Source organism: Mangrovivirga halotolerans (assembly GCF_026241165.1).
Lineage (GTDB): Bacteria > Bacteroidota > Bacteroidia > Cytophagales > Cyclobacteriaceae > Mangrovivirga > Mangrovivirga halotolerans.
Map to the genome: position 1 here is coordinate 456503 of NZ_JAPFQN010000005.1, position 15225 is coordinate 471727.

At 35.0% G+C, this 15225-nt stretch carries 7 protein-coding genes; 2 read left to right on the forward strand and 5 right to left on the reverse strand.

What is annotated here, in order from left to right; all coding sequences use genetic code 11:
* Positions 1-99 precede the first annotated feature (99 nt).
* Entirely contained in the window at positions 100-1698 is a 1599-nt protein-coding gene (locus OO013_RS09840) for a WCX domain-containing protein (RefSeq protein WP_266056633.1), read from the forward strand.
* An 8-nt stretch (positions 1699-1706) separates the two neighbouring features.
* Here the strand turns inward: OO013_RS09840 and OO013_RS09845 are convergent, their stop codons facing one another.
* The 3 genes from OO013_RS09845 to OO013_RS09855 are packed head-to-tail and all read right to left on the reverse strand — an operon-like array spanning position 1707 to position 7427.
* Complete coding sequence (locus OO013_RS09845) at positions 1707-4811, reverse strand: efflux RND transporter permease subunit (RefSeq protein ID WP_266056634.1); 3105 nt, start codon at positions 4809-4811, stop codon at positions 1707-1709.
* Between the two features lie 3 nt (positions 4812-4814).
* Positions 4815-6005, reverse strand: a complete 1191-nt coding sequence (locus OO013_RS09850; protein WP_266056635.1) for an efflux RND transporter periplasmic adaptor subunit — start codon at positions 6003-6005, stop codon at positions 4815-4817.
* The gene (locus OO013_RS09855; protein ID WP_266056636.1) at positions 6006-7427 is read right to left on the reverse strand and encodes a TolC family protein; all 1422 of its coding nucleotides are present in this window, start codon (positions 7425-7427) and stop codon (positions 6006-6008) included.
* Between the two features lie 251 nt (positions 7428-7678).
* Between OO013_RS09855 and OO013_RS09860 the strand changes: the two genes are divergently transcribed.
* A complete protein-coding gene (locus OO013_RS09860; protein ID WP_266056637.1) occupies positions 7679-8386 on the forward strand; it encodes a YebC/PmpR family DNA-binding transcriptional regulator in 708 nt (235 codons plus the stop codon).
* Between the two features lie 65 nt (positions 8387-8451).
* Here the strand turns inward: OO013_RS09860 and OO013_RS09865 are convergent, their stop codons facing one another.
* Entirely contained in the window at positions 8452-14640 is a 6189-nt protein-coding gene (locus tag OO013_RS09865; protein ID WP_266056638.1) for a YCF48-related protein, read from the reverse strand.
* Positions 14641-14726: 86 nt separating this feature from the next.
* Positions 14727-15206, reverse strand: a complete 480-nt coding sequence (locus OO013_RS09870) for a hypothetical protein (RefSeq protein ID WP_266056639.1) — start codon at positions 15204-15206, stop codon at positions 14727-14729.
* Positions 15207-15225: the final 19 nt, after the last annotated feature.

Here is a 15225-nt window from a genome sequence, read left to right on the forward strand (position 1 = left end):
ATGTTTTTATCCCGTTTGATAATTCAAAAGTCGACACTTACTGCGCAATGTTTTTGCGTAATAATTTTTTTTTTCATTTTTTTATAGAAAAAATTTTTTATGCCAGTCACTAGAAATGCCCTGATCAGATACAAAACAATAGATAACTGCCTAAGAAACAGACAAAGAAGATGGACCTTAGATGACCTTATTGATACCTGCTCAGAGGCACTTTATGAATTTGAAGGAATTGATAAGGGTGTAAGCCGCCGAACTGTGCAAATGGACATTCAAATGATGCGAAGTGAGAAGCTAGGTTATAATGCACCAATAATCGTAGTAGACAGAAAGTATTATACATATGATGATCCAGATTATTCAATTACAAATATCCCGCTAACTGATAAAGATTTAAATAAACTCACAGAAGTCACAAACATCCTCAGACAATTCAAAGGATTCTCGCATTTCAAAGAGTTATCAGGAATGGTCCAAAAACTGGAAGACAAAATTCATGTATCCAAAACTAATGAACATCCTATCATTGATCTGGAAAAAAACGAAAATTTAAAAGGGCTGGAATATATTGATCCAATTTATCATTCTATATTAAACAAGAAGGTGCTGGAATTAGAGTATCAATCATTTAAGGCCAGAAAATCAAATACATTTTTCTTTCACCCCGCATTATTGAAAGAATTCAGAAACCGTTGGTTCGTTTTAGGTAAAAAAAATGAAAGATCTGGTTATGTTCTATTAGCACTAGACAGAATTAACGATTTGAAAATTACTAACAATAAAATCATCCAGTTCGATCAATCTGAAATTACTGATTTTTTTAAACATGTTATTGGTGTAAGTACCGGCGGACCATTACATGAAGTAATACTATTGATTGATCATAGCAATGCTCCTTATGTTCTAACAAAACCAATCCATCACAGTCAGGAGATAATCAGCAAATCTGATGAAGGAGTCACTATTAAGCTTCATTTACAATTAAATTTTGAGTTGGAACGAGAAATTCTAGGTTTTGGCGATCGTATTAAAGTACTTTCTCCCCCAAGGTTGAGATCAATAATTAAACAACGATTAAATCATTCAATAGATCTTTACAACACTGAACTAAATGAAAATAAGATTAAATATTATGATAAGAAGCTTGCGCAAAAAGGCACGTTAATTACAAATTTTGTTTATACCCGGAAGGAAATTGGTCGAATGGGAAGGCTTCTCCAAAATCTTTCTAATAACTCCGATAATAAAATTGATGATCTCTTTGAAAAGATCCCGGACATAAAAAAGATTGTCATTAACTTTAATTTTAATAAGATTTTAAATTCAATCAATTCAGAATTATCTCCCCTGTATGCAAAACTCACATTAAAGCCAAATGATGAAAGTTCAAAACTGGATTGGCATCAGGATGATGACCTTGAACGATATAATTTATCAGAAGACTATGTTAATAAGTGTTTAATTATTCGAATTCATCTTGATGACATCACCCTTGACAACGGTTGTATGATGGTTTTTCATGGTTCTCACAGAGAAAAATTGACAAAAGAAAAGATTGATTTAATTACAAAAAATAGCCTCCCAAGTCAAATTGAGGTAAATGCAGGAGGAATTCATATTTATAAACCCTATTTAATAAAAAAGCATAGCAAATCTTTTTCAAACAGAAACAGACGAGTTATTGAAATATTAATGGGCTGAAGAAATACTCATGACGTCTTCACTTTCCTTTTTAAATCATGCAACACCATATACAGACATGGTACAATTACCAGAATAATCGAAGTGGCGAAAATAATTCCAAATCCTAAAGAAATAGCCATTGGAATTAATTGATATGCCTGTCGGGAAGTTTCCAGAATTATGGGTGTCAGTCCCCCAAAAGTAGTTAAGGTAGTAAGAATAATTGGTCTAAATCTCCTTACCCCGGCATCACGGATCGCTTCATAAACATGCAGGTCTCCCCTGTTTTTATTTGCATGGTCGATCATAATCAATGAATCATTCACCACCACACCTGACAAGGCTATAACACCCATCAAACTTACCAGGGATAAATTATAACCCAGTAATATGTGTCCGATAACTGCTCCTACTATTCCAAAGGGGATTGCCAGCATAACAATCAAAGGTTGCGAATAACTATTCAATGCTACTGCCAGTAGACAATAGATCACCATCATCGCGATTAAAAATCCTGACCATAAAGCTTCAGTAGATTCCCTCATATCTGCCTGACTACCTTCAAAACTCCAGGTTATTCCCGGAAAATCTGCTCTGAGCTGTGGCAATACCTCAGTATTGATCGATTCCAGTACACGAGTTTGAGCGCTGGCTGGTTCAATATCCATTCCGACAGAAATAATCCGTTTCCCATCTCTGCGATTAATGTTGGTAAAGGTCTCACCCCTATTTACCTTAACTACATTTAGTAAGGGTACTTCCGTTCCATCCTGAGTACGGATAATAAAATCTTCAAGATTATTCATATCCATTCGCTCTTGTCTAGGCAGCTTGACACGCACTTCAGTTTCGTTAATTCCTCTCAACTGTCTGATGGCTAATGCTCCGAAAAATGCATCTCGTACTTGTTGCCCCACTATTGCTGGTGTCAATCCGAGACTTCTTCCTTCAGGTAGCAATTCAAAACCAAGCTGCACCTTTCCCTTATTGTAATTATCACTGATATCACGGGTTTCTTTAAATTCTTCCATCCGCTCTACAAAAGCCTGGCTGGCTTTTTCCAGAACTGCCACATCAGTATGGCTCAGGTCAACGCTAATGTCCTGTCTCCATCCTCCCGGCCCTCGTTCAGCTTCGAAAGTGATCTGATCAACACCTTCAATATCACCAATGTTATCCCGCCACAATTCAATAACTTCCTTAGCCGACATATCTCTTTCATCAGGTGGCTTCATTACGATCTCTACGTCGATAAAATTACTCCCTCTGACATTTGTCTTTACTCCATCAGCCACTTCATACAGATTGTGTTTTTCAAACATCTTAAATGTATTGTCGGTGATCTCAAGTGCAGTTTCAGCAGCCTGGAATGAAGTTGTTCCAACCGGAAGCCTCACTCCAGCCTCTATTTCATTAGCAGCGTCCTCAGGCATCATTACCATCCCCATATGATCACTATATCCGAAACCTCCAATAACTACTAGTAATGCTAAAGCGATGCTCAGGGTGATATATCTGTTTTTAAGGCTACTGTCGAGAAATGGCCTGTAACGGTTTTCAACAAAATAGGTAAATGAATCAGCTATCTTTTGTTGCCATCCTTCTAATTTTTTAACTAAAGCAGGCTTTTTGTCTTTTGGCTTATGTGAAACGTGAGAAGGTAAGATAAATAAAGCCTCAAATAAAGATACAATCAATACGACAATCACCACCACAGGCAAAGGCCACCAGTATTTACCCGTTCTTCCCGGAATGAATAAAAGAGGAATAAAAGCTACTATCGTAGTGATTATACTGAATATCACTGGCCGTGACACATCTTTGGCACCAGCGATAGCCGCATCCAGAAAATTATAACCTTTCTGCCTGTATTCATAGATATTTTCCCCTACTACAACCGCATCATCAACAACAATTCCCAATACAATCAAAAATCCAAACATGGATATCATATTGACACTAATATCCAGTGATGGCAAAAAGATCATTCCCCCGATAAATGAAATTGCCATTCCCATCATTACCCAGAAAGCCAGGCGATATTCAAGAAACAAACCTAAAATGACCAGAACAATGACAATTGCATAAAGACCATTTTCTGTTAGCAATGAAAGCCTTTGGCGATAATCCTGGGCCCGGTTACTATCAATCCTGACATTGACTCCCTCCGGCAAGGTATTTTCAAAATCAGCCAGAATATTTTTAACAATATCTTCTATTTCAAGAGGTGACTGATCTCCTATTCGAAAAACCTGAAGATCTACCGTGTTTTGCCTATTAAACTGACCATGAAAGCCTGTTTCTTCAAAACCATCTTCAATTTTGGCTATATCTCTCAATTTAATTGTTGCTCCGGACTCAGATGCGATAACATCAACATTCCCAAACTCCTCGGCCCAGAGTTTTCTTTCTTCCAGTCTCAATAAAATTTCTCCGGATTGGGTTTCAAGTGCCCCGGCAGGAACATCAGAACTCGATGCCCTGATGATATTGGCAACCTGTCCTAAAGTAAGGTTATATTCCCGCAAAATATTCCGGGGAATTTCAATATGAGTTACAAATTCAGGTACATTTCCAATCTCAACCTGGGTTATTTCATCGTTACTTAACAATCTATTTCGAAGTCTTTCTGCAATTTGCCTTAGTGTCCAGACATCTACCTCACCAAACAATCCAATCTCTAAAACATCTCTTTGCTGGGATTCCAGACTTACCTGTGGTTGTTCGATATCATCCGGAAAGGTTTGAATTCTGCTCACCGCCTGATCAATATCCTGAAATGCTTTCATCCTGTCAGTGCCGATAACCAATTCAACTGAAACGGTTCCTGAACCTTCATAAGCAGTAGAGGTGATTTCTTTTATTCCCTGAACACCCTTTATCGTTTCTTCGACTGGTAAAAGAATTCCCTGTTCTACTTCTGTGGGTGCGGCACCGGGATATACTACACTGACATTCACTATATCCAATTGAAATTGAGGATAAACTTCTTTTTGAATAGTGTACATAGTATAGATACCACCACCCAATAAGATAAACATGATTAGATTAGCGATTATCGGATTTTTAGCCATATAAGCTATTGGCCCGCTATTCAGATTCTTATCTATATTTTGATTTCCTTCCTTCATCCGCTATTTCAATTCAGTTACCGAGGTATCTTTTCCTGCTTCCTCTTTGACTCGCAATTTTGACCCTTCGACTACAGTGGAAATATTAGTAGTGACGACCTTATCACCATCCTCAAGACCATTAGAAATGTAAGCATATTTAGAATCTTGCAAAATCACTTCTGCTTCTTTGATCTTCAATTCCCCATCTTCCATAACCCAGACTGTATTCTCTTTTCTTAAATAATCCCTGTTAAGTCTGACCACATCTTTTATCTCATTGGCCTGTATTTGAACCTCAACGAAAGAACCTATAAGTAAAGGATCTTCCACTGGTTTTCCAGCTTCATACCCTAGCGGATCATCTACGGTAATTAATACCCTGGCCAAACGCGTTTCATTATTTAAGGCCCCGATTAGTTTATAAAGTTTTCCCTTTCTGTTAATCACACCTCCCGAACTACTTTTGATTTCTACTGTAGAAGCAGCCTGGTCATCATCTCCGGGAAACCTGAGATATCTTACCTTATTAACCGGAATATTGGCGACAATCCAATATTCTTCCACTCCTACCAACCTGCCCAGGTTATCACCTGGAGAAACCATAGACCCTTTGTTCGCATTCCTGTCTATAATTTGCGCATCAAACGGAGCTTTAATTGAAGTACTTATTAAATCTTCCCGAGCCTGCTTAACAGCGGCTTCAGCAGCGGCAACATTAGCTTTGGCTATCTCAAGCTGAGGTTCACGCAGTACAAGGGATTTATTTTCCGGAGACATATCTTCCCCTATCAGTTCATAATCTTTTTCAGCAACATCCTGGCGACCTTTTTCAATTGCGAGGTTAGCTTTAGCCAGTTTCAAATCACTTTTTCGAAGCATCAGATTATTTTCAAAATCAGCAGGGTCGATCTGAACAAGAAGCTCTCCCTTTCTGACAAATGTCCCAGGTGTAAATTTATCGGACATAGAAACTATAAGTCCCCGCACCTCAGGGCTTATGATGATATCTTTGGATCCCTGTACTGTTCCGGTGGCCACTACTACCGGGTTAAAATCACCTCTTTCAACATCCTCTACATTAACCAGCATGGCAGTTTTTTTAGTGGCTCCTTCTTTCTCAGCTTCGGGCTCTGTTAAAAAAATAACCACAGTAGTCACTACTGCTGCTACCAGAATTACTATTGATATTAATATCGTTTTCTTTTTCGTCATCTAAAGTTGTTCTTCTTCAAGTTCTGATTCTCTATCTGTTTCAAACCCACCAGCAAGAGCCCTGTATAAACCTACTCGAATTTCTAATAACTGTAATTTTGCATTGATAAGATCTCTTCTTAATTGTTGTTCCTGGTTTATTGCTACTAAAACATCCAGATAAGGCAATGAACCGTTAAGGTATTCATATCTCAACTGCCCAATTGTTTTTTGAAGCAGATCTATCTGATTTTCTATCAATGAAATGTTTTCTATTTGCTTTTGTTCTCTAATTAATGAGTTTTCTATTTCCTGAAAGGCTGTAAGAACAACATTTGCGTAGTTGTTTACCTGTTGCTGCCTCACTGCCTCATTTCTGTCAACCTCAGCCTGTAGTCGCCCTCCATAAAATAAAGGAGCCAGCAAACTACCGGTTACTGCAACTGCCTGATTCTGAAACAAATTTTCAAAAGTATTCGATCGTATTGCCGCCGTTAATGAAAATTGAAGCCTGGGATATTTATTACTGATCGCTGCTGCCAGATCCCGATCGGAAGCCTGAAGATTGAAATAGGCACTTTGAACATCAGGCCGCCTGTTTACCAGTTTTAGTGGAACCCCTGTACTCGGCAATTCAGGAAGTTCAGGAAGCGAAGAACTAATACTATCAACAGTCCCTTCCGGTGGCTGCCCAAGTAATACGGATAATTGATTTTGTAAAGTATATATCTGCGTTTCTATAAATACCTTTTGAGCTTTCGTCGACTCGATCAACTGCTTCTGCCTGAGTATATCCACTCCTTTTACTTGTCCACTTGCAAATCTTGCCCGGATCAGTGCGAGGACTTTTTCATTAGTAGCTATTTGATTCTTTATTAATTTGTACTGCTGGTTCCAGGCTTTTAATCTGAACCAATTCAAAGTTATCTGTGAAGAAAGCGTTATTGCAGCTGTTTTATAGTCATAATAAGATGCTTTAAACCGGTATTCTTCAGCATGGATACTATATCTTATTCTTCCCCACAGGTCGAGCTCATAATTGGCTCCAAGAGAAAGCTGCGTATTCTCACCACCAACGAAATCAGGCTCCGGTCGGCTAATACCACTTCGTAATTGCAAATCAATTTGTGGCAAAACACCAGCATTAACAACAGCTACTGATGCTCTTGATTCGATTAGTTGATACCAGACAGTCTTTAATGACAAATTATCCTCCAGGGCTGAGTCAATCAATATATTTAAAGTGTCATCATTAAAGGCTGTCCACCAACGATCGGGTTGAAGAGAATCACCGGAAACCGTAAAGCTTTCTAAACTATCGTAAGGGAGATCTACTTTGGCAACTTTAGGTGAGCAACTTTGAAAAACAAAAAAGACTGTGAAGAGACTGAAAAATACAGTTCCTTTTAAAAAAGTTGATATTTTTATTTGGGGGCATTTCAAATTTTGAAGATTAATAGAAACCCAGATTTCTTTAATACAGATACACTTTTAATTTAAGTTATTTATAGATACGATAAAAATTATTTCAACCTGATTACAAGTCTTTTTACTTAATCATAACCATGTTAAAATTGAATTGTTTAAAATCATCAATGAGCTAATTATAGAGGAATTAATTAAAAATTCAGATTTCATAGTATCCTTTAATAGAGGTAAAATATTATATTTGCCTGCTTATTTTATTTTACATCATGGGAAGAGCATTTGAATTCAGAAAAGAGCGAAAACTAAAGCGCTGGGGCCACATGGCCAAAACATTTACCCGTATTGGTAAAGACATTGTAATTGCAGTAAAAGCAGGTGGCCCGGATCCGGAGACCAATGCAAAGCTCAGAGCTGTAATACAAAACGCCAAGGCTGCAAATATGCCGAAGGATAATGTTGAAAGGGCTATAAAACGGGCTTCATCTAAAGAACAAGGTGATTATAAAGAGGTATTATTTGAGGGTTACGCACCGCATGGTATTGCTGTGCTGGTTGAAGCGGCTACTGATAATAATAATCGTACTGTAGCCAATATAAGAAGCTATTTTAACAAAGTAGATGGCAGCCTGGGGACTTCAGGATCGGTAGAATTCATGTTCGATCACTCATGCCATTTCAGAGTTGAAAAAGAAGGAATTGACATTGAAGAACTTGAATTGGAAATGATCGATTACGGTGCTGAAGAGATCTTTGATGATGAGGAAGGAATAATGATCTACGGATCATTCGAAAGCTTTGGTGCAATACAAAAGGCGCTTGAAGAAAAAGGAATCGAGATCTTATCATCCGGATTTGAACGTATTCCTAATGTGACCAAAAAACTTAATGAAGAACAAACTGCTGATGTCGATAAACTATTGGAGAAGCTAGAAGAAGACGATGACGTGCAGAATGTTTATCACAATATGGCTTAAGAAATAAAAATATGAAGAAATAATAAAGGCGCTGAATTCAGCGCCTTTTTTCGTGTCCCATAATTTTACAATCGAATAAATCTCAAAATAACAATCTCACCATTTACTTCACACCTCACTGAATAAACTCCCGGATTTAGTGAAGTAATATCAAGTGTAAAGTTTTTAAGGTTAGTTTGCATTACGATCTTGCCAGATTCGTCTAAGATTGCCACCAAACTATTTTCTTCAACCTCCTTAAAGGTTATAAAGTCTTCAGAAGCAGGATTCGGATAAATGATGGAATTGTTTAAATTATAATCAACAAAGATTTCATCCGATCTTCCAAAACAACCATTTAAGTATTGAATTTCACCTGAGTAATACCCTCCTTCACTAATTTCTAATACTGGATTCGATTCGTTTTCAATTAGATTATTATTCTTGTACCAGTTAAATTTTGGAGAATAATAAACGTTATCCGTAATACTATTCAGATCAATAAGCAGGGAATCTCCATTTTTAATTAAAACTGGTATTGGGGCGCTTAGCAAATAGTTTATGGTGAAAGGTTGAGAATAATTAGTCCAGCAGCCATTACTAAATGAAGACCTCACTTTATATTCTCCAGTATCTGAAACAATAATTGCATTAGAGGTTTCTCCATTATTCCATTCAAATATTTGGCCTGATTCAATTACATAATTTGAATCTAATGATAATTGAAGTTCTTCATTTTCACATAATCTTTTCGTTCCTTCCTTATCTAATTCAGGAATAAGTGGTGTTTTCAATTTTTCAGCGACAACCGGGTCTGAATACTCACTCCAACAACCTTCATTAAATGAAACCCTGACTTTATATTCACCATCCCAATTTACTGGCATTGACCTTATTTTAGTATATCCCACATCTCCCGGGTAAACCCATTCTGTATAAAAATGAAAATCAGGATAGTACACATCACTATATGAATTTTCAATATTTATTTTCACATATTCATTGTCACATACCTGCAAATCACCAGTTTTATCCAATATTGGTTTCTCGGGTAGTGGTGCCTTGTTTACAGTTACAAAATCGGCATATTCACTCCAGCAAACACCATCCATTGATACACGAACAGTATATTTTGCATTTCTGTCAGCAATAATCTCACTCTCATTTGACCCTGTGTTCCACTGATAAAAATTATAATTTTTATCAAGTTTTAAGTTCACCTCTTCATTTTCACAAACCAACACCTCATTATTCGTAGCTATAATAACTGGCTTGGCAATTTGGTCTCCTAAATAAATGTTTTTAGTAATTGAAAAAGTATCACTACCATATATTGCGTTTAATCTAACAGAAAAATTTCCGGAAGAAGCATATTCATGCACCGGTGCAGATTTAACACTAGAGTTACCATCACCAAAATCCCATTCCCAGGATATTCCCTCAATATCATTTTGATTGTGCTCAAAGGCAACTACATGATTATTACAATCCAAGTAATAATCAAAATCAAGATTTAAACTATCAACTACTATAGGTTCATACTCCGGTATGGAAAGTTTAAACTTAAATTTCAACTCGTGATAAATAGCTGGTGAAGATTTTCTGGCCACACGAATAATCCCTTCAAATTCCCTCCCGATATCATAGGAATTTTTATTTACTTTTTCCTTAAAAAAGTTTGAATACCCGAAAGTATTTAAATAATGCGAAATTACTTGAGTATAAATAGAATCCTTACTATCGATAATTATTACATTATCCCACCCTGCATAGATATCAACAGGTATCGAAGAAAAATCTGTTATTCCAGAGGTATCAAATTCTGTAAATTTCTGGCCATTAATCTGGATACTAGACAATAAATCATCCTTCAACAAGTTCTCAGTATTTACTAATGGTTCAGGTTTACGGGCTATAAATTTAAAAGATGTAATATATTTTGAATCTTGATTTTCAATTATAATTCTGGAAGTATCAGATTTATCAGGTACTATAAAATATAATTCAAACTCAGATAATTGTTTAAAATCGACTGCATTACTATCCAAAGATAAAGATTTGACTGGAGTATAGGATTCTATATCCAGATAAACAGTATCACCCCAATATCCATACATGTCTTGATTTTCTATAATTCTAAGGCCCGAAGATTGAAGACCAATTATCCCATTATTTTTTCCCTTAGTATATATTTGTAGTTCACCGGCCATTTGCCCTTTTTGAAAAGACCAGTATCTTCTAGCCAATGGTATCGTTCTGTCAAAAGCCACTGCTTTACCAGCCACAGTTATATCAAAAACATCATTTATTAAAGTATCCATTAATTCATAATAAATCCCTTCTAATAAATAAGCTGGCCCATAATACTGATAATCTTTTATAGGTTCGATAGCTCCATAAGGACCATCAACAATAAGTGAGTCTTTAGTTTCCACAATACCCTCACTAAACTCAAAAATTAATTTACCGGTAGATGAATTTTCGGGAATTCTTAGTTTCAGAAAATGATCTGATTGTTGCTCTATTGGAATATTAAGGTTATTCAGCGAAATACTATTTAGAGATTCAAACCCATTTCCATTTACATATATTATTGCGCTATCACTTACGTTTTTTGGATAGAAGTCATCTACTGAAGGTTCATTTAATTGTTTAATAACTAATGTATAATCATTGACCACAATTTGGCCTATTTCACCACATGCCTCAGTGTCATCGATCCACGAATTAGCAAGTTCATGGCTTTTAGACACAAGGACTCTCATTAAAATTGAATCCCCTGCATTAACTGTTTCAGGTACAGTCAAATTAAAATAAGACATCTTCGGTAAATTAGACTTCAAGACAATTTCATTTTCACTAAACTGACCATCGCCATTCCAGTCTATAACTACAAAAGTCCAAAAATCTTCTATTGGTGCACTACAATTAGACTTCCAAACCTCTAATGGCAACTTATGTCCTGCAGATACATTAATTGGCTGCGATTTTAAGTCCCTATACAGTTTACAACTGGCTTCGTTTAACTTTTCAAAGTTGCCTAACCGGACTTTAGATATACCCACTTGTAATTCAGGATTATATAAAAGTCCTTGTTGCTCACAATACTGATCTATTATATCAAGGTATATATCAGTCTCCGTGGTGCCTTTGAAGTCTTCTATAGAAATAAAGCCTGATTTTATCGTCTCATCAAAATCAGGAATCTGCACTGTAACCTGCAGTATACCTAATGAATCTACTTCATTAACAGTAAAGTCATAAGATCTATTTCCGATATATATATTTTTAAATATATCCTTATTTTTGTCCTCAGCACTTACATAAATATCAAAATTACTAGAATAAGAAGCCCTGGTTGTACTTATACTATCAATGTTTAAATTGTACCAATCTCTGCCATTAAATCTCATTAGCTCAGCTTGGACTGATTTATCACCAAAAATCAGAGATAAAACCGGTCTATTAATATTCTTATATAGAACATTAGGCAAATCAAATATTAGCTTGTCATTACCTAGAATTTGGTAATTACTAACCTCAATACCTTCAATAATTACATTATCAATTTTATCGAAATTTTTACCATAGACAATGAAACTAGAATCATAATCTACTCCTGTAATACTAACATCAAGTAAACTATTATTTACAATCTTAAATTCTTTATCCCATTGAAATTGTTCTCCGTTTCCATAATATGAAACCTTGCCATCTTTTAAACCGGATGGTATTAAGATTTTATATTTATTATAATGCTCCGTGGTAAATAATGCATTCTGTTCTCCAACTAGAATACTATCAATTAGACTTAAATGTGATCCTGTTAAATATACTATAGATCCAGAATTTACTGTATAAGTTGATGCTGATTCTATTACAGGTACAGGCTTATTAAAATAGGTAATAGTATCACTCGTATAATAAACAGAATCACCATAATAAAATTTAAGAACTCCACTTTGCAACCCTTCTTCTACTAAATATCGGAAGTTGTTGTATTTATCATAAATATAACCGGGAAAACTATTACCAAAATCAACTATCGTAGTATTATTTAATCTAATAGAATCTAATTCCGATCCAAAGCTACCTTTAATATTAACATAAGAGTCCGGACTCCAAACTGCTGGTTCGACACTGGAAAGATAGAAACGCTTGGGTTGAATTTCGCGAGAACTATTAATTATACTATCAGAGATCGTTTCGCCATAGTAATTTGTATGATACAATTTCCCTGAACCGGATTGATAGAATATTGATAACTTAGAAGGGTTATTATCTATTATCATTTCATTTTGACCCTCATAATAAGGATCGGGATTGGTAGACCCTATCAGTGCTTTAGCCCGGTACCCTGTTTCTATGAGCCTTTCACCAAATGCAATAATAGTATCTCCAGAAATGGGGTTTAAATTAAAAATATAATCAATATTTGGGGGAGGATTAATTATTAACTTTTCTTTCGAATTGATAACAATTCCGGATTTGGTAATTATTTTAACTAAACCTGATTTTGTGTTTTCTGGAATTGTTAAAAGAATTTCATTTTCAGATTGAAGTGAATAGGAAACATTTTGATCTCCTATTAATACTTTCTTAATATTCTTAAAATGTTCTCCTTTTATTTCCACATAACTGCCATAACTGGCATGGTAATCCTGGAAATAGTCTTTTTCTAAAGTATTATAATTAAGATGATACGGATCATAAAAAAAACCCTGTACACGAGAAATAACAGGAAGAGATGACATCCTTAAGGTGAGCGTAGTCACTTGTACATTATTTACGTCATAAAAGGTTAATTTTGCATAATAGCTGTAATCATTTCTGGGTATAGAAAAGTTGAAAATAGAATCTCCTATTATCTCATAATCTTTAAATTCATTTGTATTAATTTGAGTTATTTCAACATGATGAATACTATCTAAATTCTGTCCTTTGAAAGAATAATTGTGATCATAAAATAATTCACTATCAAAATAAGAATATTCTAATTTTACAAAGTCTTTAACGTATAAAGGATAACTTGTAGTCGAATCACCCCAATGAAAATTTATAAAATTTGAATCTACATCATATGGAATTCTAATTTCTAATAAGCCATCATCATATATCTCATATAACGGCAATTTGCCCCCCACATCAATATTTGTAATTGAAGAGAAGTTTTTTCCATAAGCAAAAATAGCATTTTGGTAGTAAACAGTGTCTTTTGAGAGACTATCAATTACAACAGGGTGCTCAGGCTGTTCAAAGGATAAATTTTCGTTCTTAAACAACTTAAAATCACCAAATACCTTAAATGCTGTATTTTCAGAAATCACAGAAGATCTACCTCTGATTTTACCAGAAGTTTCTACATCATAATTTGAAATAGAATAAGATAAATCCTTTTCTAACTTTAAAATACCTGCTGACCCATCGATATAAATCAAGGAAGAATTTATGAAGAATATTTCATCAAAAAACCCAAAAGGTTTAATAAATGAGGAATTGATACCACCATTACCTGATAAACTTGCTTTATATATTCCATAGGATGAATAAAATTCATATTCCCCCAGAATAATCATTTCATCTTTATTTATTAAAGAAATATCAGTTGCTTCTCCAGGAAAATAATTTTTGACCCAACTATGGCCTCCATCTTCAGTTTTTAGTAAACATTTATCTCCTCCGATATATCCGATTTTATCGTTATAAAACTCAATCGAATTTAAATCTTTTCGCAAAATATGTAATTTCCTGTCCCAGGTTTCTCCACCATCTAAAGAAGTTAATATTATTCCATCTTCACCAACAGCAATAATCGAATCTTTTGATAGTATTTCAAGATCATTTATGTTAGTTATTATATAAGAAGGTTGGTTTTCAGCTCTTTTATAGTGTACTCTTTCCAAAGTTTTTCCGGCATCATTAGTTTTAAAAATAACTTCAGCATCATATTTACCAAGTCTTCCATATATAAAACCTATAGAATCATTTAGAAATTCAAATTTAAAACGATTTGTAGTAGAATAATAGCTTGTATCGGTATACCATGGTGAAGTTCTCTCCGGAAAATAAGGTATTAAATCCCAATTAATACCACCATCAATAGTCTTATATACCCCCTCATGACTTGCTGCAAATCCCAGTTGATCATTAATGAATTTTAATTCTGTAATAGCAAATTCATCATTTATCCTCCCTATCTCCTTCCATTGTGCATTAATTGAAAAAGAAAATATAAGAGTATAAAATCCTATTAGTAATAATTTCGCCCTATTCATTCTATTGGTTGATAATCAAAAAAATAATAACTCAAAAAATCCTGACAAAGATCAGAAAACCATACATCAAATCAAAAAATATCTGATCAAATACTTACCAGTTCATCAATCTCTACCTGGTAATCGGCCTGTAGATCCTCATGAAGCTTTTTCTTTACTTTATTGATTCTTACCAATAGACGCTCATACATATTGAACAGGGCTGTATACCCTCTGATATCCAACCCGGAGTCTTTGATTGATTTTGCAAAATAAATGAGTATCTCTATCTCGGTTTGCTTATTCCCAGAATATCTAACGTACTTGTTGAGGTTTCGCTGGATTTTCCTGAGACTTTTTTTAGCATAATAAATATGCGATCTGTTTATCTCCGAGATCTCATCATCGATCGTTTCCTTTATCAGATTAATATATCCCTGTTCGTCAGCTGCTTCAAAAAGCAAATAGGTTAAGAGCTCTTTGTTATCCTTTTTAAATCGGGCTAACCGAAGGCAAATTTCAAATAATTCTTGTGGGTCCCGGGTTATTAATTCTTTTTTTATTTGGGCTAATGATGCAGGTTTCATTTTTCAAAGATAAGGATTC

Excerpts from the sequence above, each read along its gene's own strand:
- OO013_RS09840 (WP_266056633.1), top strand. The coding sequence starts at position 100 with ATGCCAGTCACTAGAAATGCCCTGATCAGATACAAAACAATAGATAAC.
- OO013_RS09860 (WP_266056637.1), top strand. The coding sequence starts at position 7,679 with ATGGGAAGAGCATTTGAATTCAGAAAAGAGCGAAAACTAAAGCGCTGG.
- OO013_RS09865 (WP_266056638.1), bottom strand. The coding sequence starts at position 14,640 with ATGAATAGGGCGAAATTATTACTAATAGGATTTTATACTCTTATATTT.
- OO013_RS09845 (WP_266056634.1), bottom strand. The coding sequence starts at position 4,811 with ATGAAGGAAGGAAATCAAAATATAGATAAGAATCTGAATAGCGGGCCA.
- OO013_RS09850 (WP_266056635.1), bottom strand. The coding sequence starts at position 6,005 with ATGACGAAAAAGAAAACGATATTAATATCAATAGTAATTCTGGTAGCA.
- OO013_RS09870 (WP_266056639.1), bottom strand. The coding sequence starts at position 15,206 with ATGAAACCTGCATCATTAGCCCAAATAAAAAAAGAATTAATAACCCGG.